The 23,887-nt window shown below is 64.4% G+C and carries 20 protein-coding genes; 4 read left to right on the forward strand and 16 right to left on the reverse strand.

Going from position 1 to position 23,887, the window contains the following annotated elements; all coding sequences use genetic code 11:
- Positions 1 to 347: 347 nt before the first annotated feature.
- Entirely contained in the window at positions 348 to 1,535 is a 1,188-nt protein-coding gene (locus AB3X99_RS07100; RefSeq protein ID WP_368616513.1) for a DUF2235 domain-containing protein, read from the forward strand.
- A gap of 39 nt (positions 1,536 to 1,574) precedes the next feature.
- On the opposite strand, the gene AB3X99_RS07105 is transcribed toward AB3X99_RS07100, so the two are convergent.
- The 6 genes from AB3X99_RS07105 to AB3X99_RS07130 all read right to left on the reverse strand — a co-directional run bounded on the left by AB3X99_RS07105 (position 1,575) and on the right by AB3X99_RS07130 (position 7,780).
- Positions 1,575 to 2,294: an ABC transporter ATP-binding protein gene (locus AB3X99_RS07105; RefSeq protein WP_069261455.1), complete on the reverse strand. Its 720-nt coding sequence runs from the start codon at positions 2,292 to 2,294 to the stop codon at positions 1,575 to 1,577.
- Complete coding sequence (locus AB3X99_RS07110) at positions 2,294 to 3,061, reverse strand: ABC transporter ATP-binding protein (RefSeq protein WP_368616514.1); 768 nt, start codon at positions 3,059 to 3,061, stop codon at positions 2,294 to 2,296. Before AB3X99_RS07110 ends, AB3X99_RS07105 begins: the two co-directional genes overlap by 1 nt.
- Positions 3,058 to 4,332: a branched-chain amino acid ABC transporter permease gene (locus AB3X99_RS07115; RefSeq protein ID WP_069261851.1), complete on the reverse strand. Its 1,275-nt coding sequence runs from the start codon at positions 4,330 to 4,332 to the stop codon at positions 3,058 to 3,060. The genes AB3X99_RS07110 and AB3X99_RS07115 overlap by 4 nt, the downstream gene beginning before the upstream one ends.
- A gap of 39 nt (positions 4,333 to 4,371) precedes the next feature.
- Positions 4,372 to 5,319 (reverse strand): branched-chain amino acid ABC transporter permease, encoded by a 948-nt coding sequence (locus tag AB3X99_RS07120; protein WP_368616515.1) that lies wholly within the window; start codon positions 5,317 to 5,319, stop codon positions 4,372 to 4,374.
- Positions 5,320 to 5,359: 40 nt separating this feature from the next.
- Positions 5,360 to 6,604, reverse strand: a complete 1,245-nt coding sequence (locus AB3X99_RS07125; protein WP_342946916.1) for a branched-chain amino acid ABC transporter substrate-binding protein — start codon at positions 6,602 to 6,604, stop codon at positions 5,360 to 5,362.
- A 204-nt stretch (positions 6,605 to 6,808) separates the two neighbouring features.
- Positions 6,809 to 7,780, reverse strand: a complete 972-nt coding sequence (locus AB3X99_RS07130; RefSeq protein WP_368616516.1) for a helix-turn-helix domain-containing protein — start codon at positions 7,778 to 7,780, stop codon at positions 6,809 to 6,811.
- A 99-nt stretch (positions 7,781 to 7,879) separates the two neighbouring features.
- Here AB3X99_RS07130 and AB3X99_RS07135 point away from each other — a divergent pair, with 99 nt between their 5' ends.
- Complete coding sequence (locus tag AB3X99_RS07135) at positions 7,880 to 9,124, forward strand: DUF1479 domain-containing protein (RefSeq protein WP_368616517.1); 1,245 nt, start codon at positions 7,880 to 7,882, stop codon at positions 9,122 to 9,124.
- Positions 9,125 to 9,131: 7 nt separating this feature from the next.
- Here AB3X99_RS07135 and AB3X99_RS07140 read toward each other — a convergent pair whose 3' ends face one another.
- Entirely contained in the window at positions 9,132 to 10,868 is a 1,737-nt protein-coding gene (locus AB3X99_RS07140) for an ATP-binding protein (RefSeq protein WP_368616518.1), read from the reverse strand.
- A 174-nt stretch (positions 10,869 to 11,042) separates the two neighbouring features.
- Positions 11,043 to 11,378, reverse strand: coding sequence for a response regulator (locus AB3X99_RS07145; protein ID WP_368616519.1), 336 nt, complete (start codon positions 11,376 to 11,378; stop codon positions 11,043 to 11,045).
- A 329-nt stretch (positions 11,379 to 11,707) separates the two neighbouring features.
- Between AB3X99_RS07145 and AB3X99_RS07150 the strand changes: the two genes are divergently transcribed.
- Positions 11,708 to 11,983 (forward strand): hypothetical protein, encoded by a 276-nt coding sequence (locus AB3X99_RS07150; protein WP_069261463.1) that lies wholly within the window; start codon positions 11,708 to 11,710, stop codon positions 11,981 to 11,983.
- Positions 11,984 to 11,989: 6 nt separating this feature from the next.
- Here AB3X99_RS07150 and AB3X99_RS07155 read toward each other — a convergent pair whose 3' ends face one another.
- Positions 11,990 to 15,040 (reverse strand): FAD-binding and (Fe-S)-binding domain-containing protein, encoded by a 3,051-nt coding sequence (locus AB3X99_RS07155; protein WP_368616520.1) that lies wholly within the window; start codon positions 15,038 to 15,040, stop codon positions 11,990 to 11,992.
- A gap of 113 nt (positions 15,041 to 15,153) precedes the next feature.
- Between AB3X99_RS07155 and AB3X99_RS07160 the strand changes: the two genes are divergently transcribed.
- The gene (locus tag AB3X99_RS07160) at positions 15,154 to 16,071 is read left to right on the forward strand and encodes a LysR substrate-binding domain-containing protein (RefSeq protein ID WP_368616521.1); all 918 of its coding nucleotides are present in this window, start codon (positions 15,154 to 15,156) and stop codon (positions 16,069 to 16,071) included.
- A 101-nt stretch (positions 16,072 to 16,172) separates the two neighbouring features.
- On the opposite strand, the gene AB3X99_RS07165 is transcribed toward AB3X99_RS07160, so the two are convergent.
- The 7 genes from AB3X99_RS07165 to AB3X99_RS07195 form a co-directional block, all read right to left on the reverse strand.
- Positions 16,173 to 17,519: an MFS transporter gene (locus AB3X99_RS07165; RefSeq protein ID WP_368616522.1), complete on the reverse strand. Its 1,347-nt coding sequence runs from the start codon at positions 17,517 to 17,519 to the stop codon at positions 16,173 to 16,175.
- Between the two features lie 336 nt (positions 17,520 to 17,855).
- Entirely contained in the window at positions 17,856 to 18,734 is an 879-nt protein-coding gene (locus AB3X99_RS07170; protein WP_368616523.1) for an alpha/beta fold hydrolase, read from the reverse strand.
- A 56-nt stretch (positions 18,735 to 18,790) separates the two neighbouring features.
- Positions 18,791 to 20,038: a 3-(3-hydroxy-phenyl)propionate transporter MhpT gene (gene mhpT / locus AB3X99_RS07175; protein WP_368616524.1), complete on the reverse strand. Its 1,248-nt coding sequence runs from the start codon at positions 20,036 to 20,038 to the stop codon at positions 18,791 to 18,793.
- 94 nt (positions 20,039 to 20,132) lie between these two features.
- Positions 20,133 to 21,158, reverse strand: coding sequence for a 4-hydroxy-2-oxovalerate aldolase (gene dmpG / locus AB3X99_RS07180; protein ID WP_069261467.1), 1,026 nt, complete (start codon positions 21,156 to 21,158; stop codon positions 20,133 to 20,135).
- 4 nt (positions 21,159 to 21,162) lie between these two features.
- On the reverse strand, positions 21,163 to 22,110 hold the full coding sequence (locus AB3X99_RS07185) for an acetaldehyde dehydrogenase (acetylating) (RefSeq protein ID WP_342946906.1): 948 nt from the start codon (positions 22,108 to 22,110) through the stop codon (positions 21,163 to 21,165).
- A gap of 13 nt (positions 22,111 to 22,123) precedes the next feature.
- Positions 22,124 to 22,912 (reverse strand): 2-keto-4-pentenoate hydratase, encoded by a 789-nt coding sequence (mhpD, locus tag AB3X99_RS07190; protein ID WP_069261469.1) that lies wholly within the window; start codon positions 22,910 to 22,912, stop codon positions 22,124 to 22,126.
- Positions 22,913 to 22,941: 29 nt separating this feature from the next.
- Positions 22,942 to 23,886, reverse strand: coding sequence for a 3-carboxyethylcatechol 2,3-dioxygenase (locus AB3X99_RS07195; protein WP_342946905.1), 945 nt, complete (start codon positions 23,884 to 23,886; stop codon positions 22,942 to 22,944).
- Position 23,887: the final 1 nt, after the last annotated feature.

Below are 23,887 nucleotides of genomic sequence, written 5' to 3' on the forward strand. Positions count from 1 at the left end.
AAAACCGCGCTCCCGCCTTTCGCACGTCTGCGAGGGCGCGTCGACATGCATTCTCCCCCGAAGCGCGGAAGCTTGCTTCCCCCATGCGAAAGCCCCCCTCAGAGCAGTTCAGCTGACCTGCCGGGGCCCCTGCGGCCCACTTCAGCACTGCCGCCCCTGTCGTACGTGCGCCTTCGTACATTCCTGACCTCGCAATCCGGAACGCAGAAGCTATATTTGTAGACCTGATGTTCGGCACGCGCATCGCACGCCATGCCGCATCGGCTGAGTTAACGCACCGGACAATAATCAGGATAGCGAACAAATGTTCCGTGGATAGCGACTGAATTGCGTGTGAGGAGCCGGCGATGTCCAAAACGATAGTCTTTTGCGCAGACGGCACGTGGAACGGCCCCGAAGATCCGGCAGGAAAAGGCGACGGTGCCGCGCCTGACGCCGCGGCAGGGTGCCAGCCGGGACTGACCAACGTATGCAAGCTTTTCGCGTGGCTCGATGGAAACCTGCTGCCCGAAGGAAGCAACTGGGGTGGCCTCGAGATGGAAAAGGCGCTTGCAGACGCCAACGGCACACCCGTACAGATCGCGAAATACATTCACGGCGTCGGAAATTCCCAGCAACTGCTCGATAAAGTCGCTGGCGGCGCATTCGGGGTCGGCGTCGTCGCTCGAATCGCGCGCGGCTATACGTATATTTCGCGCAATTTCGAGCCCGGCGACGGCATCGTGATCGTCGGATTCAGCCGCGGCGCGTACACCGCGCGAGCCCTTGCGGGACTGATTGCGGGACAGGGTCTGCTTCGGCCGGATCTCGCCGCGATCGACGATCAGAAACGTTACGACACCGCAGTGGCAGCGTGGTATCGATGGAGACACGGCCACGAAACGACGTTCCAGAAGATCGCAGACGGCCTGACGGAGTTCTTGACGATCCATCGCGCCTTCTCCGACCCGAAGCCTTTGGATGCCAACTCGTTCGTGAACGCAAAAGTCACCGCCGTGGCGGTTTGGGATACGGTCGGTTCACTCGGCATTCCCATCTACTACGAGGGTTCCGCCATCGATCTGTTCCGGTTCTGCGATCTGACGCTGAACCCGGACATTGGCCTCGGCGTGCACGCGGTTTCGCTCGACGAGCAACGCAGACCGTTCGAACCGACCTTGTGGAATCCCAACCCGAACGTGACGCAAGCGCTCTTTCCCGGCGGTCATTGCGATGTCGGCGGCGGCTACCCCGATCACGGCCTCTCCGACGGCCCGCTGGTCTGGATCGTCGACAGGTTGCAGCACACTGACGTGGGATTGAAGTTCGCCCTTCATCCGCCCGTTGCCGTCCAGTCCAACCCCTTGGGGCCGCGACACCGCGAATGGGTAGAGGACCGTGCCTGGCTGGCCGCCGGAGTGGGACCGCGGGCGTTCCCGGCAGGCATGGTCGTCAACGACAACATACGGCAGCGGATGAACGGTCAACCCGAAGATCTTTTTGGAGCCAACGGCCAGCAGCCCAACTACTCACCGGGTAACTTGCCCGCACGCTAAGCGCAATGTCTTCCGCAGACCGAACGCTCGAAGCGCGCCCTACACTTCGAGCCATTCCTGGCGAACGCGCACATCGGCCTTCAACTGCTGCGGCGTCCCCTCGAACACGATCTGGCCGTGCCCCATGACGTACACGCGCTGCGAGATATCGAGCGCGATGGCCTGCTTCTGCTCGACGAGCAGCACCGAAATACCGCGCGCCTTCAGCGTCTTCAGGTACTCGCCCACCTGCGCGACGACGAGGGGCGCGAGCCCTTCGGTCGGCTCGTCGATGATGATGAGGTCGGGGTCGCCCATGAGCGTGCGGCACAGCGTCAGCATCTGCTGCTCGCCGCCGGACAGCAAGCCCGCTGGCGTGTCCTCGCGCTCCTTCAGGCGCGGGAACATCCGGTACATGTCGTCGAACTGCCAGCGCGGCTTCTGGCGCGAACGGATGCGCTTTTCGCCGAGCATCAGGTTCTGCCGCACGGTGAGCGTCGGGAAGATATCGCGGTTCTCCGGCACGTAGCCGATGCCCCGGTGCGCAACCTCGAAGGTGCGCAGTCCGCGCACTTCCTCGCCGCGCAGCAGAATCTGCCCCTCGCACCGCACGAGCCCCATGATGGCTTTGGCGAGCGTCGAGCGGCCCACGCCGTTGCGTCCGAGCAAGGCGACGATCTCGCCCTCGCCCACCTGCATCTCGACGCCGTGCAGGATATGGCTCTTGCCGTAGTACGCATGCAGGTCGCGCACCTGAAGCATGGAATTCGCGGTCGCCATCAATGTGCACCTGCGGGTTCGTCCAGCGTGGTGCCCAGATAGGCTTCCTTCACCCGGCGGTTGTTACGGATGGCTTGTGGCGTGTCCGTGGCGATCACCTCGCCGTACACGAGCACCGAGATGCGGTCGGCGAGGCCGAAGACGACGCTCATGTCGTGCTCGACCATCACCAGCGTCTTGCCGACGGTGACCCGGCGAATCAGCTCCACCGCATGATCCGACTCCGAGCGGCTCATGCCCGCCGTGGGTTCGTCGAGCAGGATGACTTCGGCGCCGCCCGCGATCGTGATGCCGATTTCGAGGGCGCGCTGCTCGGCGTAGGTCAGCAGTCCGGCAAGCGTGTCGTGGCGGCCCTGCAGGCCGATCAGTTCGAGCACTTCTTCGGCGCGCTCGCGCGCGTCGCGCAATTGCTCGAGCCGATGCCAGAACGAATACCGGTAGCCGAGCGACCACAACACGGAGCAGCGCACATTCTCGAACACCGAAAGGCGATGAAAAATGTTCGTCACCTGAAAGCTGCGCGAGAGCCCCATGCGGTTGATCTTGTACGGCGGCAGCCCGCCGATCTCGACGCCGTTGAGTTTGACCGTGCCTGAACTCGGCGCCATGCGCCCCGAAATCAGGTTGAACGTGGTCGACTTGCCGGCGCCGTTGGGACCGATCAGCGCATGACGTTCGCCCTGCGCGATACTCAGGTCGACGCCGCGAATGATCTCCGTGCGCCCGAAATTCTTGCGCACGTCACGCAATTCCAGTGCGGCCGTCATACGTTGCTCCCCGCGATTTCTCGTTGCACGCCATCCCACGCGTCGCGCACCCGCGCGCCCGCGAGGCGTCCCGCCTGTGCGCCCACGGCCCACAGCACCGCGGCGACGGCCCAGGGCTTCCACGACGCCGCATCGAAGTTCAGGCCGAAGAACGCCATGGCCGTGCCGTTGTCGCTATCGATCTGCACCTTGTAGACGAGTTCGACCGTCAGCACGAGCGCCGCAAGCAGAATCATCCCGGCGCCCAGCGCCGCCGCATAGGACGGCAGCATGCGATGCAGCTTGCGAGCCGCGATCAGAGGGACCTGCTTCATCAGCAGGCTCGACACGCCGCCCGGCACATACATGACCACCAGCACGAAGAAAAGGCCGAGGTACAGCAACCATGCCGGCGTGAGATTGGACAACGCGACCGCGAATAGCACGAACAAGATGGAACCGATGATCGGCCCGAAGAAGAACGCCCCGCCGCCGATGAACGTCGCGAGCAGCACGCCGCCGGACTGTGCGGCGCCGACATTCTCCGCCGTCACGATTTCGAAGTCGATCACCGAGAGGCCGCCCGCAATGCCGGCGAAGAACGCCGAGAGGACCATCACGAAAAAACGTACGCGCTGCGTGTTGTACCCGACGAATTCCGCACGCTCGGGATTGTCGCGCACGGCGTTGGCGATGCGGCCGAGCGGGGTCTGCGTCCATGCGTACATGGCGATCATCGACACGAGACACCACACCGCGATCAGGTAGTACACCTGGATCGCCGGGCCGTACGTGATGCCGAGCACCGCATGGCCAACCGTGCGATTGGTCGGCACCCCGCCTTCGCCGCCGAAAAAGCCGGGAAACATGAGCGAACTCGCCGCCACCATTTCGCCGATGCCGAGCGTGATCATCGCGAAGGTGGTGCCCGACTTGCGCGTGGTCACGTAGCCGAACAGCACGCCGAACAGCATGCCGCCGAGTCCGCCGACCAGCGGCAACATCGAAACGGGCAACGGGAAATGGTTCGCGCCGATCTGGTTGAGCACATGCGCCGCCACGAATGCGCCGAGCCCGGAGTACACCGCGTGCCCGAACGAGAGCATTCCGGTCTGCCCGAGCAACATGTTGTACGAGAGCGCGAAGATGATCATGATGCCCATCTGCGAGAGCAATGCGATCGCAAAGCCGCTGGAAAACACGAGCGGCAGCACCAGCATGATGAGCACCGTGGCGCCCCAGATGATCCAGCGCAGCGAATGCGCGGACTGCAGCCATCCGTGGCGTTGCATGGCCGAACCGGCGCTGGCCTGAATGAGCGGTTTCATCGGTCAGCCCTCCCGCTTGCCGAGCAACCCGCGCGGTCGCAGGATCATCATGAGCACCATGAGCAGATAAGGCAGAATCGGCGCGACCTGCGAGACCGGCATGCGCAACAGCGACGAGAGCGTCGTGCTGTCCGTGACCGTCACGCCGACGAGTGAGAACAGATCGGAGAGCGAGGCATCGATCGTGACGGCGAAGGTCTGCATGATGCCGATCAGCAGCGAGGCGATGAACGCGCCCGGCAGCGAGCCCATGCCACCCACCACGGCGATCACGAATACGATGGTGCCGACCGACTCGGCCATCGAAGGCGACGTGACGAACGCGTTGCCGCCGATCACGCCGGCGAGGCCCGCCAGCGCGGCGCCGCCGCCGAACACGAGCATGAACACGCGCTGCACGTTGTGCCCGAGCGCCTCGACCATTTCCGGGTGCGTGAGCGACGCCTGAATGACGAGGCCGATGCGCGTGCGCGTCAGTACCAGATACAGCGCCACGAGCATGGCGATCGAGATGAGCATCATGAAGGCGCGATACTTCGGAAACTCCGACGTGTACACCTTGAACAGCGCCCCGTTCAGTTCAGGTGGAATGGCGTACGGCACCGCGGCCAGCCCCCAGACCAGCTTGACGCCCTCCACGATCAGATACGACAGGCCGAAGGTGAACAACAATTCCGCCACATGCCCGTACTTGTGCACGGTGCGCAAGCCGAAACGCTCGACGAGTGCGCCGGCACACGCCACGAGCACCGGCGCCGCCACGAGCGCGGGCCAGAAACCGATCTTGCTGGCAATGGTGTAGGCGAAGTAGGCCCCGAGCATGTAAAAGCTGGCGTGCGCGAAATTGAGCACGCCCATCATGCTGAAGATCAAGGTGAGGCCCGAGGAAAGCATGAACAGCAGCAGCCCGTAGCCGATGCCGTTCAACAGAGAGATGGTCAGGAATTCCACTGCCCGATGATCCTTGTGAAGTGTCGTAGCGAGAGCACGTTCAGCCCGGGCGCTTCATCTGGCAAGTGGTCGGCTGCGTTGCCGCGGTCGGCCCAAGCTGGACGTCGGTGCGCCAGCCATAGCCGGTGTTCTCCTGGTCGTACTTTACCGTTTTGCCGTCCGCCTTGGTCCATGTCGCGATCACGAGCGATTGCTGCGCCTGGTGATCGGCGGCACGCATCGCGACCGGACCGTTCATGCCGTCGACCGTCATGCCCTCCATGGCCTTGGCCACCTTGACGGGATCGGTCGACTTCGTCGCGTTGATCGCCTTGCTCAGCATTTCGATGCCGGCATAGGCCGTGGCCAGGTAGTAGTCGTCGTTGTACTTCTTCTTGTAGCCCTCGATGATCTGCCCAACCACCGGCGGATTGTTCGCCGTGTTCGGGCCGAACACGCCCACGTACTTCACGTGGTCGGCGCCGGACGCGCCCATGGCGGTCGGCACGCCGGTCGTGCCCGCGTAGTAGGTATAGAAGTTGGCCGTCACGCCCGCGTCCTTGCTCGCCTTCACGAGCAATGCGAGGTCGCTGCCCCAGTTGCCCGTGATCACCGTGTCGGCGCCGGACGCCTTGATCTTGGTAGCGTAAGGCGAGAAGTCCTTCACGCGCGCGAGCGGATGAAAATCATCGCCGACGATCACGATATCCGGGCGCTTGCTCTTCAGGTCCTCGCGCGCCACGCGCGAGACGTCGTGGCCAAACGAGTAGTCCTGATCGATGAGGTAGACCTTCTTGATGTCCTTGTCGCGCGCGAGGAACGTGGTGAGCGCATCCATCTTCATGTCGGCGTTGGCGTCGAAGCGGAAGTGCCAATAGTCGCACTTCGCGTTGGTCATGGCCGGGTCCACCGCCGCGTAGTTCAGGTAGACGATTTCCTTGCCCGGATTGCGCGAGTTGTACTTGGCGACCGCATCCTCCAGCGCGAGGCCGACCGACGAGCCGTTGCCCTGCACGATATAGCGGATGCCCTGGTCGGCGGCCTGGTTGAGCAGGGTCAGGCTCTCCTGCGGCGAGAGCTTGTTGTCGAATCCGACCACCTCGAACTTCGTGCCGTTTGCCCAGTTGTGCTCGTTGGCGTATTCGGCCGTGTATTGCCAGCTATGCAGCTGATTCGTTCCGAGCGACGCCATCAAGCCTGACAGCGGATCGATGAAGGCAATCTTGACCGTTTGCGCTTGCGCGGCCCCCGCTAACAACGCCGACGATACCACCGCACCAACCAGCAACGAGCGCAACATCCTCATGGACTGTCTCCTTTGTTTGGGCATTGCTTATCGAGCGTGAATTTTCTGTCCGACCGTGCGATTTTTCGCTATATCACCACATTCCAGACGCTAATGACAGCACTCCAGGGAAATCGCTGACGCGAGCCGGCATAGCGAGTCATTGCGACTGGCTTACGGTTAGCCTGGGTCCGTTGGCGATCGCCCAAGCGCGCGTTCGGGACCTCAGGCCCGTCGCAACCGGGGCTTGCCACCCGCCATCCGCCGCGCAGGCTCGAGAGAAGGCGAGCGTTCGGTCAGGGCCGGCGCAGCATGATCGTCGTCGAGCTTTGCGCCCTTGAATTGCTGTCGATAGGCCACGGGCGTCAACGCTTTCGTGGCCTTGAACTGCCGGTTGAAATTCGCGGCGTTGGGAAACCCCGAGCGGGTGGCGATCACCGAGATGGGCATCTGCGTGTCGGTCAACAGCCGGCAGGCATGGCCGATTCGCACCCGCGCGATGTACTGCCCCACGCTTTCGCCCGTGTGCTGCACGAAATGCCTCGTCAGCGTGCGTTCAGAGAGACCCGCGGCTTTGGCGAGCGTCGACAGCCGCAAGGGTTGCGCGAACTGCGTTTCGATCAGCGCAAGCACCCGGTTCAGCTGCTCGGGCTCGTAGCCCGACGACGCGCCAACGCGGCCTTCGAACGCGCTGGGCGTCGCCAGCTGGGTGGCAGGCAAGTCGGTCAGCCAGACGAGGATCTCCAGCACGGCAGCCAGACGCCCGCGCGGGTCCGCAGACAAAAGACGGTCCAGATAGCCGCGCATCTGCGCGCCGGCGCCTTCTTCGAAGACCAGTCCGCAGGCCGCGCGGCGCAGCAGGTCGCGCAGGTTCGCGTATTCCGGGCAAACGTCGGCGAGGCGCTGAACCCAGCCGCCTTCGAACCAGATGACGATGGCAACCTGCGAGTCCGCCGGGTCGATCGAGCGATTGGACGACCAGGTGTGCGGCATGTCCGGCGGGACCAGGACGAGATCGTCGGCGCCATAAACGGTGACCGAGTCGCCGATATAGCGCTTGCCCTGGCTGTTCATCGTCAGCGTGAGTTCGTATTCCGGGTGGTGATGCCACTCGAACGGAATGCGCGGCAAGCGCCGGTGGTAAACCCGCACCGAACAGCGGCTACCAAAGTCGACGTGCTCGTACGCTGCTTTCATGGCCGAATCTACAAAAACGTTGACTTGATAATATCACCGGCCAAGGCTGCGCCGGCGTACGCTCCCATCATTCGAAATCACCAGGATGGAGACAACGACATGGCTTTGCATATCGACGACCTGCCCGCGGCTATCCGCCAGGCCAAGCAGGAACTGCGGGAAATGCTGCCCAACTATCAGGCCGTGTTCGCGGAGGTCGAATCGGCCATGCACGAAGAGGCGCATCGCATCGCCCAGCTTCGCGACCGGGGTGAGCCCGTCATACCCGAAATCGCGTTCGCGGACATCGTCGGCAACCGCGTGAGCGCGGAGCAGATCGCGCACGTAAAAGCGCGCGGCGCGTGCGTCATCCGCAAGGTCTTCGACCGCTCGCTCGTGGAGCGGTGGGACAACGACATTGCCGACTACGTCGAGCGCAACGATCTCGACCGCAAGCTGCTGCATCGCGCCGAAGACAAATACTTCGGCCAGTTGGCCTCGAGCAAGCCGCAGATCTACGGCGTCTACTGGTCGAAGCCGCAAGTGCTGGCGCGCCAGTCGCCGGAGCTCACACAGGCGCGCGTGTTCCTGAACCGGCTGTGGCGTACCGAGAGCGAAGGCCGCGTGCATTTCGACCCGGATCACGTGCCGGTTTATGCAGACCGGCTGCGCCGCCGGCCGCCCGGCTCCGGGTCGCTGGGACTTTCCGCGCACTGCGACGGCGGCTCAGTCGAGCGCTGGATCGAAGCGAACTTCCGCAAGGTCTACCGCCACGTGTTCACCGGAAACTGGCGCGACTATGACGCGTTCGATGCGGCGTGGCGCACCGCGGTCGAGGAGATTCCGTCACCCGCTGTTTGTTCGATGTTCCGTACGTTTCAGGGCTGGACGGCGCTCACGCAGCAGGGGCCCGGCGACGGCACGCTGCAACTCGTGCCCATCGCGAACGCGATGGTCTACATCCTGCTGCGCGCCCTGCAGGACGACATCCCCGACGACGACCTGTGCGGCGCGATGCCGGGCCGGGCGCTCTCGATCAAGCCGGAGTATCATGCGCCGCTTTTCCACGCGCTTTCTTCGATTCCCTTGATGCAACCGGGCGACACCGTGTTCTGGCATAGCGACGTGATTCATGCCGTGGAGGACGCGCACCGCGGCAAGGGCTACAGCAACGTGATGTACATCGCTTCGGCGCCGTCCTGCGCCAAGAACGACGCGTATCTCGCGCGGCAGCTACCGAACTTCCTCGAAGGCAAGAGCCCGCCGGATTTCCCGACGGATCACTTCGAAGTCGATTTCGTCGGGCGTGCGACGGTGGCAGACCTGACGCCGCTCGGACGCGCGCAGATCGGGCTGAAGCCCTGACCATGGGTCAATCGGTCTTGTTCAGCGCATTGCGTACCGCAACGGCAAGCTCGTCGTATCGATAGGGCTTGCTGATGAGCGCGACACCTTCGTCGAGCTTGCCGTCGTGGAAAATCACGTCGCGCGTATAGCCGGAGGCAAACAGGACTTCGGCGTAATACGGCGGCCCGCTCGCGATACGAGCCAATTCGCTGCTTCGCACCGTGCCCGGCGTCACGACATCCGTGAACAGCAGGTCGAAGCGCTGGCCGCTCTGGATCAGCTTGAGCGCGCTTTCGCCGTCTTGCGCGGAGACCACCTTGTAGCCGAGCTGGGCCAGCATTTCGATCGCGGCAATGCGAACGTCGGCATCGTCTTCGACGACGAGAATCGTCTCGCCGCCTCGCTCCTGTCTCGCAACGGTCGGCTTGTAAGCGTCGTATTCCGCTTCCTGGCTTCGCGGGAAATAGAGGTTGACGGTCGTGCCCTGGCCTTCTTCGCTTTCGATGAAGACGTGGCCGGAACTCTGCGCCACGAATCCGTGCACCATGCTCAAGCCCAGTCCCGTTCCCTGGCCCTCGGCCTTCGTGGTGAAGAACGGCTCGAACACGCGCGCTTTCACGTGGTCGGGCATACCGCTTCCCGAGTCGGAGACTTGCAGGCGTACATATTCGCCCGCCGGGACGCCATCGCGCAGCGCCAGTTCGTCGTTGCCCGCATCGATGTTCGCGAGACAAACGCAGATGCGTCCGGGTCCGTCGATCGCATCGCGCGAGTTGATGACCAGATTCAACAGCGCACTTTCCAGTTGGCTTCGGTCGGCGCAGATATTCCAGCTTTCCTGCGCAGGCACGATGGCGAGTTCGATCGTCTCCGGCAACGTACGGTGAAGCATCTCGGCGATGCCTTCGACCAGCCGGAAGGGATTCAGAACGGCCGGCGCGAGCGGTTGTCTGCGTGCAAAGGCCAGCAGTTGCGCGGCGAGTTTCGCGCCGCGCGACACTGCGTTGCTGACCGCCGCCACGCGCCGCTCGAGCGCGGCGTTGCCGCGCGTCGAAAGCTCGATGAGCTGCAGATTGGCGGAGATGACCTGCAGGACGTTGTTGAAGTCGTGCGCCACGCCGCCCGTGAGACTGCCGATCGCTTCCAGCTTTTGCGCCTGACGCAGCCGTTCCTCCATTGCCACGCGCGCCCCCACTTCCTCGGCGACGCGCTGCTCGAGTGTCTGGGTCAGTTGCAGCAGCGCGTCTTCGGCCACCTTGCGCTGCCTCTCCGCCAGGATTTTCGCGGTCGTTTCGAACACGATGGCAATGACGCCGGCCGGCCGCTCGTCATCTTCGAAAACCGGGCTGTAGCTCAGGTCCATCCAGACGTCTTCGGCGTGCCCCTCGCGATACAGCACGAGCTGCTTGTCCTGGAAGGCCAGCGTTCCGCCGGCGAGGCACGTATCGACGACATTGCGGTTGAACGCCGCCACCTCCGGCCAGCCGGTTTCGACCGGTTTGCCGAGCAGGAACGGATGCCGGCTGCCCGCGAAAACCGCGTAGGCGTCGTTATAGACCATCGTGCCTTCGTGTCCCCAAAGCATGACGAGCGGAGATGGCGAGGCGAGGAGCATATTGATCGCGGCGACGAGGCTCGCCGACCACGTTTCGCGAGGGCCGAGCGCCGTGTCGCTCCAGTCGAATGCGGCGATGCGCTCGGCCATTTCGCCCGGCCAGCGGGTCGAGGGGCGCGCGATCGGCGGTGGAACTTCCTTGTTCATGACGCGACTCGGCTCCCAGGAGACGCTGGTGGAGATCGGAACTGCGAGGCTCGTGGAAATTCGAGGCTGCGCACGAGTCAGACGCTGCGCGCAATTATTGTTCCGGCTCCCGACGGGAGCCTGGACCGCCACAAAGGGTAGCCGGCGCCAAAGCGGCAGTCGGTCAGAGCGGCGTCACAGGCAGGCCAGCAAGTCTTCGAGCCGCACCGGTTTCGTCAGACATTTTTCGAAACCGGCTGCCGCCGCCCTGGCCGTGATATCCGGGTCGACGTGTCCCGATAGCAGAACGTACCGGGTATGTGACAGAGCGGGGTTGAGCCGAAGCTGCACCACCAGTTCGCCGCCGCTCATGTCGGGAAGCTTCCAGTCCACGAGAGCGAGCTCGGGAAGGAACGACCCGGCAACGAGCAGGGCCTCTTGTCCATCGGCGGCGCATCGGGCTTGATGACCTTCGAACTCGACGAGCGCCGCGAGCGCATCTGCGACGTCGCGGTTGTCATCGACCAGCAAGATTCGTTTTGGCATCGGGCACAAAGAAATGGCAGGAGAGTGAGCGCGACACAGGCAGAACCCGCACCGCGATTCGCCTTCGAGTGTACCCGGATTCCGCCTATGACAAGCGCCCGCGCCATCTCACGCCAGGGTCGGAGTCCCGCATGCTCCATCACGCGAATTTCCTCGTTGTACTGAGCAATGTGCTTTGCCCAGCGACAACGCGGCAAGTGCTTAACTCGTTGTTACCAATCTCGCAGCGCCGTTGCACCTGTGTCAGAGGGGGGCGCCTAGACTCGGAGCCGTGCTCATCAAAAAACGCACGCAGCGTGCGAAGGAGTGGCGATATGAAGAGGACGATTCTCGGCCTGGTCCTGGGCGCAACGGCGTTGGCGGCTTCTACCGCTGCATTGGCCCACGTGGATGTGGCCGTGGGCGTTGGCGTGCCAGGCGCGGCCTATGCGGCGGCTCCCGTCCAGACCGACTGGCGGGGAGACGACGACTGGCGCGCGCGGCGTTGGCGGGAACACGAATGGCGCGAGCATGAACGTCGTGAGCACGAATGGCGCGAGCGGCAGTGGCGCGAACGCGAATGGCACGACCGCGACCGTTGGAACTACTGACGCCGGTCAGCGCAGGGCGTCCAGCAGCGCCTGAACGGGATGGCGCAGCTGGCGCCCGCGCAAGCGCTTCACCTGGCAGCGGCACGAATAACCCGTCGCGAGCAGTTCTTGCGCGCCCTGCGTCGCCGTCGACGCTGCATCGACATGCCGCGCCCACGATTGCTCGAAGATCGTTTCCGAGGTCGCGCGATTGCGCGCCTCGTGGCCGTAGGTGCCCGACATGCCGCAGCAGCCGCTGGCCGGCGTCGCGAGCGCGAGGCCGGCCGCCGCGAAGACGTCTTTCCATAGGAGCGTAGCGGCGCTCGCGTTGGTGCGCTCAGTGCAATGCGGCAGCAGTCTGAACGAGCCGGACACTCGCGGCGTTGTTGCGCACGAGCGCAATGCGCCGATCAGCCATTCCTGCGGCAACTGAACGTCGGGCACAGTTTCGATGCCTTCCACCTTGCGGTACTCCTGGCGGTACACGAGCGTCATCGCAGGATCGATGCCCACCAGCGGCACACCCGATCTGGCAAGCGCGGTCAGTTGCGCCGCATTGCGCTGCGCGCTTCGGCGAAACTGCGGCAGAAACCCCTGCACGTGCAGCGGCTTGCCGTTCGGCAGATAAGGCGCGACGAAGACCTTGAACCCGAGCCGCGCGGCGAGTTCCAGAAACGCGGCGGCGACCGGCGTTTCAAAGTAGCGCGTGAACGCGTCCTGCACCACGATCACGCTGCGCTGGCGCTCGGCAACGGCGAGCTTCGAGAGGCGTTCGGCGGTTGCGACCTCCGCTCCCGAGCGGCGCAGCGCGCCACGCCATGACACCGGGCTCAACAACGGGCTATCGACAAGGCCAAGACAGCGCGCAAGCAACGACTTGACGGGACCCGCGCCCATCACCGCGTTGTAGACGGGTCTCGCTCCAGGCACCGCCGCTACGCGCGGCACCGTGAATTCGAGCGCGCCGATCAAATAGTCGCGCAGCGGCCGCCAATAGCGCGTGTGATACAGCTCCAGAAAGCGAGCGCGGAACTCGGGCACGCTCACTTTCACAGGGCACTGCCCCGCGCATGACTTGCACGAGAGGCAACCCGCCATGGCGTCATACACCTCATGCGAAAAGTCCTGCTCACCCTGGCGTTTGCGCAGGCTATTGAACATGCGCACGGGCAACGCCGCCGCGGCCGGCACCGCCGTGAGATCCGCTCCGGCATCCAGTTGCCGACGCAGCCATTCACGCATCAGCGAAGCCCGGCCCTTCGGCGAATGCACGCGCTCGCGTGTGGCTTTCCACGACGGACACATGGCGTCGTTCGGGTCGAAGTTGTAGCAGGCGCCGTTGCCGTTGCAGTGAACGGCGTCGGCATTGGCCTGCCAGACGCGCTCGTCTATGCGCCGGTCCAGTTCGCCGCGCAGCGTCGTCGCGTCGATCTTCAACAGCGCCGCACTCGCCCCCGCCGGCGTGGCGATCTTGCCGGGATTGAGCTGATTGTGCGCATCGAATGCCGCCTTGAGCCGCTGCAGCGCGGGATACAAAGGCCCGAAATACTCCGGCACATACTCCGAGCGCACGCCCTTGCCATGCTCGCCCCACAGCAGGCCGCCATACTTCATCGTCAAGGCGGTCACCGCATCCGAAATGGGGCGCACGAGTGCGGCCTCGTCGGGATTGCGCATGTCGAGTGCAGGGCGCACATGGAGCACGCCGGCATCGACGTGGCCGAACATGCCGTAACGCAAACCAAAACCATCTAGCAGTGCCCGAAACTCCGCAATATAGTCGGCGAGATTTTCGGGCGGCACGGCCGTGTCTTCCACGAAGGGCTGCGGGCGGCTCGCGCCGCGGGCGTTGCCCAGCAGGCCCACCGCACGCTTGCGCATCGTATAGACGCGCTGGATCGCCGCCTCGCCCTCGGCGATCGTATGTCCCAGGCGCTTGACGCTCGCGTCGGCGCCCAGGTGCTCGGCGAACGCGGCCACGCGCGCGCGCAATTCGTCCACATCGTCGCCGCTGAATTCGACCATGTTGATACCGCTCGCCCCGCCTTCGACGCCTTCGTCGTCGGGGAAGAATTCGGCCACGCTTTGCCAGACGCTATCTTCGCGCGCCAGCCGCAGCACCGTGGAGTCCACGGTTTCGATCGAGAGCGGACGATGGGCCATCAACGCGCGTGCGTCGCGCAGGGCGTCCATGAAACCTTCATAGCGGATATTGACGAGCGCGGCGTGCGTCGGAACCGGCAGCACGTTCAGCGTCGCCTCGACGATAAAGCCGAGCGTGCCCTCCGAGCCGCACAGCACGCTATTGATGTCGAAGCGCTCTTCGCCGTCACGCAAATGGGCGAGGTCGTAACCCGTCAGGCAGCGGTTCAGCTTGGGAAAGCGCTCGCGTATCAGGTCAGCTTCGCGCTCGCTGATGTCTCGCGCGGTGCGGAACACTTCGCCGACCTTGTCTTTGCGCGCACAGAGCGCCACGAGCGTGGCCTCATCGACCGGCGCGCTCGACAGGCGCTCACCGCCGACCAGGACCGTTTCCAGCGCGAGCACGTGGTCGCGCGTTTTCCCATAGGTGCAGCTGCCCTGCCCGCTCGCGTCCGTGCTGATCATGCCGCCGATGGTCGCGCGGTTCGACGTCGACAGTTCCGGCGCGAAAAAGAGTCCGTGCCGTTTCAGTTCGGCATTGAGCTGATCCTTGACGATACCCGCTTCCACTCTGGCCGTGCGCGCAACCGGATCGATGTCGAGGATCCGGTTCATATGGCGCGACATATCGACCACGATGCCTTCGGTCAGCGACTGCCCGTTCGTGCCCGTGCCGCCGCCGCGCGCCGCGACCGCCACGCCGCGAAACGCCTCGCGTCCGAGCAGGCTCGCGAGGCGCGCGACGTCATCCGCGTGGCGCGGAAACACCGCCGCTTGCGGATAGCGCTGATAGATCGAATTGTCCGTGGCCAGCACCGTGCGCGTCGCGTGAGTCGCATCCACCTCGCCTTCGAAACCCGACCTCTCCAATTCATGCAAAAATTGACGGATCAGCGGATGGTTGAATTCGCCGATGGGAAGCGGGGCAATTGTCATATCGTTCTCGAAGTCTCGCTAGGGGCGCACTATTCCCTTTCTGGCAGGGATTGTCGCGCCCCGCCCGGCACCGGGCAAACGTATATTCGTTGGGTTGATCATGAGGTTTATGAATGAATTTCCGCAAGCTCACGCCGTCCATGTCGCTGCTGCTCGCGTTCGAGGCATCCGCGCGACATGAGAGCTTCACGCGTGCCGCCGAGGAGCTGTCGCTCACGCAGAGCGCCGTGAGCCGCCAGGTTCAGGCGCTCGAAGCGATGCTCGATCTCGCGCTCTTCACGCGCGAGGGCAAGCGCATCATCCCGACGGACATCGGCCGCGCCTATATGGCCGAGATCTCGCACGCGCTCACGCTGATCCGCAGCGCGACGCTGCAGGCGCTCACCTCGAACGCGCCAAAAACGCAGTTGCGCGTGGCGACCCTGCCGACATTCGGCGCCAAGTGGCTGCTGCCGCGCCTGCACCGCTTCTATCAGGCGCACCCCGATCTGCAGATCGACCTCGACTCGCGCATCGAGGCCGCCGATTTTTCGACCCAGGACCTCGACGCTGCCATCGTGGTGGGCGACGGCCGCTGGCCTGAGGTGACGGCACACCGGCTCTACGCGGAAGAGCTGGTGCTGGTCGGCAACCTTGCCGCGTTGCCCCTCGCGCGAAAACCGAGGCGCAGGGCCGCCGCGCCAACCATCGAATCCCTCGAAGGACTCACGCTGCTGCGCGTGCGCAGCTTTCCCGACGCATGGCGCGAATGGTGCGCGCATTTCGGTTTGCCTCACGACGCGCTGCGGCCGGGCCCGAGTTTCGAACTGACCTCGCATTTGATCCAGGCAGTCGTGGCCGGTATCGGCGTGGGCCTTGTGCCGCGCATGCTGGTGGAAGACGAATTGAAGGAAAACCGGCTTTTCAGCCCATTCGAAGCGGTGCCGAGCTCACGCTCGTATTACCTCGTCTACCCGGAGCGTGCTCAGCGCCACCCCGTGCTGGTGGCGTTTCGCGACTGGCTGCTGGAGGAGCTTTCCGGGCAGCCGTGACGTCAAGGTTGCATCGGGGCCGCTGCATACGCGTGCCGTTGCTGCTGGCGGACGCTCGGCCGGGCGCACCGCCGACGTTTTCGACGCGCAAGTGAATGAGTTCAGCGGCCGGCCTTCACCGCCGGCACGCCCGCGACCAGCGCCGCGCCGCTCGCTACCAGCAACGCCGCGAGCAGATACAGCGCGTTATCCATGCTGCCCGTATGCGTCTTGATGAGCCCGATTGCCCACGGGCTCACGATGCCGCTCGTAATGCCGATACTGCTGATAACCGCGATGCCCGCAGCGGCGGCCTTGCCCGTGAGATACGCCGAAGGTACCGCCCAGAAAATCGGCAACGCGGCAAAGATCAGCACCGCAGCGATCGAAAGAATCGCCATCATCGCCGCGAAGCTCGCGAGGTGCAGCGTGAGCAGCGCCAAGGCAATGCCGCCGCCTACTGTGCACGTCGCGAAGTGCCAGCGCCGTTCGCCACGCCGGTCCGAGCGGCGCGCGATCCCCATGAGGCCCACCGCGCCCACCGCATTCGGAATGACGGTGTAGAGGCTGATCGCCAGCACGTCATGCACCCCGAAGTCGCGAATCATGAGCGGCATCCAGAAGTTCAGCGTGAGCGACGCACAGGTCAGCGAGAAATAGATGAACGCGAACAGATAGACGCGCGGGTTGCGAAGCGCCGCCCCGAACGAACGCGTGGAATGCGCGTGATCGCCTTCGCCGTCGCGTTGCGCGAGGAGGTGGGCCTTTTCCGCATCGGTCAGCCAGCGCGCCTTCTCAGGCCCGTCCACGAGCCAGAACGCAGCCATGAGGCCGAGCAGCACGGCCGGCAGCCCTTCGATCAGGAACATCCAGCGCCAGCCGGCAAGGCCCGCCACGCCGGCCATGTCGCGCATGATCCAGCCCGAGATGAGGCCGCCCAGCACGCCCGCCACCGCCACGCCCGCGAAGAAGATCGAGAACACGGCCGCGCGGCGCCGCGCCGGATACCAGTACGTGAGATAGAGCACGATGCCGGGAAAGAAGCCCGCCTCGAATACCCCCAGCAAAAAGCGCAGCGCATAGAACTGCGCGGGGCTCGACACGAACATCATGCTGGTGGAGGCAATGCCCCATAGCAGCATGATGCGCATGAACGTGCGACGCGCGCCGAAGCGCGCGAGCAGCATGTTGCTCGGCACTTCGCACAGCACGTAGCCCACGTAGAACACGGCGGCGCCGAGGCCGTACATCGCGTCGCTGAAGCCGAGATCGTGCTTCATCTGCAACTGCGCGAAGCCGATGTTGATGCGGTCGAGGAACGAGACGACGTAGCAAACGAACAGGAACGGAATGACGCGCGCGGAGACTTTCCGATAGAGCGCGTCGTCCTGCTGCGAGGGATTCTGCGCGGACGTAGCGTACGCGCGCGCGGCTTCGGACCGGCGGTCCGGGGCAATCGATTGGGGCATCTGCCTGTCTCCAAACATGACTCCGGTTCACCTGGGCGGGCCCGGGCAGACCGTCGATGCGCGGCGTCTTGCGCGCCTTGCGCGGCTCGCCCGGACACGTGGTTCGCGAATTTCCAGGCAGTGACGCCGATCATAGGTGGGGCAGGTTTAATTTGTCAATGGCGAATCGGTTCGTTTTACGCTAATGCGGGTTTGTCTTTACATGACACGGTTGATGGCGCATCGGCTCACGCTTTCGTCACACAAAAGCCGGTTCGAAACGCAATGTGCGCGCGCCAATAAAAAAGCGGCACACCGCGAGGTGTGCCGCTTCGTTACCGTGAGGGCTTTTGTGTCTTAGTGCTTCAGGAAATCGATCACCATGCGGTTAAAGGCTTCCGCATGCTCCCATTGCGCCCAGTGGCCGCACCGATTGAACACGTGCAGTTGCGCGTTCTGCATGCCCGCGAGCAAACGCAAGCCGATGTCCATCGGCACGAAACGGTCGTCGCGGCCCCAGATCACGAGCGTGGGCGCGGCGATTTCGCCAAGGCGCGGGCCGTAGTCGCTGAACTGCTTCGGGAAGGCCGCGAGGCTCTTTACGAAGTTTTCCAGGTGGTCGCGGCGCGCGAGCATGTTGTCGAGGCGCGTTTGCATCAGCTCGTCGGTGAGCGCGCTCGCGTCGTACACGAACACGTTCATCATGCGCTTGAGGTTCTCGATCGTCGGATCGCGATAGAGACCTTGCAGCAGCTTGATGCCTTCGGTGGGCATCGGCATGAAGCTGCTCGGGCCGCCGGTGCCGCCGCCCATCAGCACGAGCTTGCCCACGCGTTGCGGGTTCGCCAGTGCGAACGCAACGGCGCTATGGCCGCCCATCGAATTGCCGAGAATATGCACGCGCTCGATGTCGAGCACGTCGAGCAGGCCCTTGAGCACGCGGCCGTTCAGGTCCGAGCGCGAGCTCGTGCAGACGATCGGGTCGCTCTTGCTCCAGCCCGGGCAGTCCATCAGGATCACGCGGTAGCCGGCCGCGACGAGCGGTTCGACGTTGCGGTTGAAGTTGGCCCAGCCGCTCGCGCCCGGACCCGAGCCGTGCAGCATCACGACGGTTTCGGCGCCAGCGCCTGCGTCGTTGTAGTGAATCTGGAACTCGACCTCGCCGTCCTTCACGCGCGCGAACCTGCTCGTCGAGGCTTCGGTGATTGCTTGTGCCGTATCCGTCACGATGACCATCCTTTAAAACGTATTAACCCATGCGGAAGAAGGCGCATGCCTTCTCCCCTTCACATTCATGCGCCCTGTGCGCCCAACGCGCTGCGCTGCCTGAAAGCACCCACCACGCTGAGCGCGGCAAGCGCCGCGATCACGACGAGCGGAATGCTCGAGCCCACCAGCATCGACGGGCTCTGGCCGAGTGCAAACAGCTGACCCGCCACGAGCGGCCCGAGAATCGACCCCAGACGCCCCACGGCCACTGCCGCGCCCACACCCGTGCCGCGCACTTCAGTGGGGTACGCATGGCCCGCGAGTGCGTACAGCACCGACTGGCCGCCCACGATAAAGAAGCCGCACAGCAGGCCGCCTACGGCCGTCGAGCTTGCGCCGCCCGCGCTTGCGAGCACCGTGAGCGCCACCACGATGCCGATGTACATGCCGATCACCGTGCCGCGGCGGCCGAAGCGATCCATGATCGTTGCGATCGCAACGGCGCCGATGCCACCGCCGATGTTGAACAGCATCAACACGAGATTCGACTGCACGCGCGTGAGGCCGCGTGCGAGCACCATCGAGGGCAGCCAGTTCATCAGGAAGTACAGCGCGATCAAGGTGCCGAGGTAGCTGATCCACAGCGCGATGGTGGTACGCGCGCGGCCTTCTTGCCAGAGCGCTTGGGACACGCTCGGCGCGCCTTCCTGCACGACCTTCGAAGCCTGCGCGGCGACGAACTGCTGCGACTCGCGCAGGAACACGCCAAGCAGCGGCACCATCACGATCGGGCCGAGACCGCCAACGTAGAACACATGGCGCCAGCTCGCGTCCCCCGTACCGAGCATGCCGATGACGGCGGCAATCGCCGCGCCGAACGGCATGCCGCAGTACATCGCGCCCACTGCCGTGCTGCGCTGCCGCTCGCCCGCTGCCTCCGAGCACAGCGCAATCAGGTTCGGCATGGCCGCACCGAGACCGAGACCCGTGAGCAGACGCGCGACGAGCAGGCTCTCGAAATTCCACACCATGGTCGTGGCGAGCGAGAAGAGCCCGAACAGCGCCACCGACCACATGAGCACGCGCTTGCGGCCAAAGCGGTCGGCAAGGCGCCCGCCCAGCGCCGCGCCCGGCAGCAGGCCGATCGCGCCCGCGCTGAACGCCCAGCCCATTTGCGCGACGGCGAGATGAAACTCTTTCGCCATGCGCGGCCCTGCTACGCCCGCCGATTGCAGGTCCAACCCTTCGAGCAGCGCAATCGCCAGACACAGGGCGATGGTTGCCTTGCTGCTCGTTCCACTTCCTCCGGCACTACTGTTTCGCGACGTCATAAAAAGTCTCCATAGGTATATGCGAGCCACTCTTTCCGGCGGCTATAAGTGGCAACGCCGCGCACCACCCGAAGGCGATGCGCGGCGTGCTTGATCAGGACTGCAATGCTTGCTGGCGCTTCTTCAGATCGAGCGCCACGTCGACGATCATGTCTTCCTGGCCGCCCACCATCCGGCGCTTGCCCAGTTCGACGAGAATATCCACCGTCTTCAGGTCGTACTTCTTCGCGGCCACTTCCGAGTGGCGCAGGAAGCTCGAATACACGCCTGCATAGCCGAGCGCGAGCGTTTCGCGGTCCACGCGAACCGGGCGGTCCTGCAGCGGGCGCACGATGTCGTCGGCGGCATCCATCAGCGTGTAGAGGTCGGTGCCGTGGTTCCAGCCCATGCGTTCCGCAGCGCCAATGAACACTTCGAGCGGCGCGTTGCCTGCACCTGCGCCCATGCCCGCGAGCGAGGCATCGACGCGGTCGCAGCCTTCCTCCACCGCCACGATCGAGTTCGCCACGCCCAGCGAGAGATTGTGGTGCGCGTGCATGCCCGTTTGCGTTTCGGGCTTGAGCACGGCCTTCACTGCGCGGAAACGGTCTCGCACGTCGTTCATCGTGAGTGCGCCGCCCGAATCCACCACGTAGATGCAGGTCGCGCCGTAGCTTTCCATCTTCTTCGCTTCGACGGCGAGGTTTTCCGGCGTGGTCATATGGCTCATCATCAGGAAGCCAACCGTGTCCATTCCCAGTTCGCGTGCGTATTCGATGTGCTGCTTCGAAATGTCGGCTTCCGTGCAGTGCGTGGCCACGCGCACGATGCGCGCTCCCGCGTTGTACGCGGCCTTCAGGTCGTGAATCGTGCCGATGCCGGGCAGGAGCAGCGTGGCGATCTGCGCGTGCGTGACGACGTCGGCCACCGCCTCGATCCATTCCAGGTCGCTGTGCGCGCCGAAGCCGTAGTTGAAGCTGGAGCCTTGTAGGCCGTCGCCGTGCGCGACTTCGATGCTGTCCACTTTCGCCTTGTCCAGCGCGCGGGCGATGTCCTGCACGTTCTGGATCGAGTACTGATGGCGGATGGCGTGGCTACCGTCGCGCAGCGTCACGTCGGAGATATAGAGTTTCTTGCTCACGGTCTTATCCCTCCACGCTCAGAAGCGTCTGCGCCATGCGTTCGGCGGTGGCGAGCGCGGCGGAAGTCATGATGTCGAGATTGCCTGCGTAAGCGGGCAGATAGTGCGCGGCGCCTTCCACTTCGAGGAACACCGAGGTCTTCAGACCGCTGAACTTGCCGAGGCCCGGAATATTCAGGGGCGCGTTCGCGGGAATCTCGTCGAACTGCACCTTCTGCTTCAGGCGATAGCCCGGCACGTAGGCGTGCACCTTCGCGGCCATCTCCTCGATGGACTGCTCGACCTTCTCGCGGTCGGCCGCCTCAGAAAGCGTATAAACCGTGTCGCGCATCATGACGGGCGGCTCGGCCGGATTCAGCACGATGATGGCCTTGCCCTTCGCCGCGCCCCCAACCACTTCGATCGCCTTCGACGTCGTCTCGGTGAATTCGTCGATGTTGGCCCGCGTGCCGGGGCCCGCCGACTTGCTGCTGATCGAGGCGACGATTTCCGCGTAGTGGACCTTCGCGACGCGCGACACGGCCGCAACCATCGGAATCGTGGCCTGGCCGCCGCACGTCACCATGTTGACGTTCGTCGCTTCGATGTGTGCGTCGAGGTTCACGACCGGCACGCAGTACGGGCCAATGGCTGCGGGCGTCAGGTCGATGATGCGGATCGACGGCTTGAGCGTGCGCAGCAGCGCGTCGTTCTTCACATGCGCGCCGGCGGAAGTCGCATCGAACACGAAGTCGATGTCGTTGAACACCGGCAGGCGCGTAAGGCCTTCGACACCTTCATGCGTGGTCGCGACGCCAAGCCGCGCGGCGCGCGCGAGACCATCGGAGTTCGGGTCGATGCCGACCATCGCCGCCATCTCCAGATGCTTGCTGTTGCGCATGATCTTGATCATCAGATCCGTGCCTATGTTGCCGGAGCCGATGATCGCAACCTTGAGTTTTTCGGAAGCCATATGAATTCCTGTATCAGGCGGAAAAAGTCGCGCGAACGCTGCCGAGGCCTTCGATCTGCGCGGTGTACGTGCCGGGTTCCTTCACGGCGACCATGGGTCCGAGTGCACCCGTAAGCACCACGTCGCCCGCACGCAGCGGCGTGCCGAGCTGCACCATGCGGTCGGCGAGCCACACGGCGGCGTTGAGCGGGTTGCCGAGACAGGCGGCGCCGTTGCCGCGCGAGAGCACTTCGCCGTCGCGCGAGAGTTCCATCGCGCACCCTGTCAAGTCGATCTGCGAGAGCGGCACCGGGCGGCTGCCCACCACGAAGCGCGCGCTCGAGGCGTTGTCGGCCACCGTATCGACGAAGCGGATGTCCCAGTTCTGGATGCGGCTGTCCACCACCTCGATGGCTGCGAGCGCATAGGCGCTGGCGCGCAGGATATCGACGAAGGTGTGCTTTTCGAACGTGAGGTCGTGCTCCAGCACGAGCGCGATTTCCGCTTCCACCTTCGGCTGGATCAGTTGCGAGAGTGGAATCGCTTGCGCGTCGCCGTAAGCCATCGACGCGAACAGCGCGCCGAAGTCAGGCTGATCGACACCGAGCTGCTTCTGCACCGCAAGCGACGTGAGACCGATCTTGCGGCCCACGATGCGCTCGCCGGTCGCCACGCGCAGATCGACGTTGGCTTGCTGAACGGCGTAGGCGGTGGCGATATCGTCCAGGGCGATCTCGCCGCGCACCGGCTCGATCACCTTGCGCGAGGCTTCGGCTTCGTAGAGGCGCGCGGCCAGCGCCGCGACGAGTTTCGGTTCTGACATGTTGATTCTCCGGAGTCCGTACTGTCCTATCAAGCCGCGTCGGGCGTGGCATGCATGGTGGCGAAACCCGCAATCCACTCGGGAATTTCGCGGTAGTAGTCGAGCGAAGCGCGATACGGGCCGTAAGCGGCCAGCACGCCGAATGCCGCGACCCACGTGCGAATCTCGTGCGCCGACTTGCCGCCGTCACGCGTGATAGCCGCGTTCGTCATGCCGTCCACGGAAGTCAACTCGCCCGATGCAAGGCGCGCGAGGAACGCGCGGTCCCATTCGGGATTGAGCGGATGCAGATGGCTGTCGCCCGCCGTGAACGATTTCGCCGCGGCCACGGTGCGCGCCTGACGTGCCGCGCGCGAATCCGCCGAGGGATTGCGGCCCGCGATCAAACGTTCGGCCACTTCCGGCGTCGCGCCGAACAGCTCCGGCACCGGCGGCTCGTGCGAAATGCCGCCCGAGCCCACGACGAGCACGCGCGTGTCGCTTCGCGAGAAGAAGCGGCCAATCGCGTCGCCGAGCAGTCGTGCGCGGCGCAGCGTCGCCATGGGCGGCGCCACGGAGTTGATGAACACCGGAATCACCGGGTAACGGTCGAGAGCGCCCGTGAGCACTTCCAGCGCCTGCGCGCAGCCGTGATCGACCTGCATGCGGTACGAGAGCGCCACGTCGATATCGGCGGCGAGCACGCTTTCGGCGAGCTTGTGCGCAAGTGCTTCGGGCACCGGCAGCGTTCCGGCCATGCTCCTGAAGTCGCCGATCGCATCCGCGCGCGCGCCGATGCAGAACGGCGGCATCACGTCGTAGAAGAAACCGTTGAAGTGATCCGGTGCGAACGCAACGATCACGTCCGGGTTGAAGGCTTCCACGCGTTCGCGCGCGGCGCGGCCGACCCGTTCGACTTCCGCCACCACGTCAGGCAGCGGATCGAAATAGCCATGCAACGGTGTATGCGACAGACATTCGAGGTGAATCGGCATG

This window comes from Paraburkholderia sp. BR10882, assembly GCF_040948855.1.
Taxonomy (GTDB): Bacteria; Pseudomonadota; Gammaproteobacteria; order Burkholderiales; family Burkholderiaceae; genus Paraburkholderia; species Paraburkholderia nodosa_A.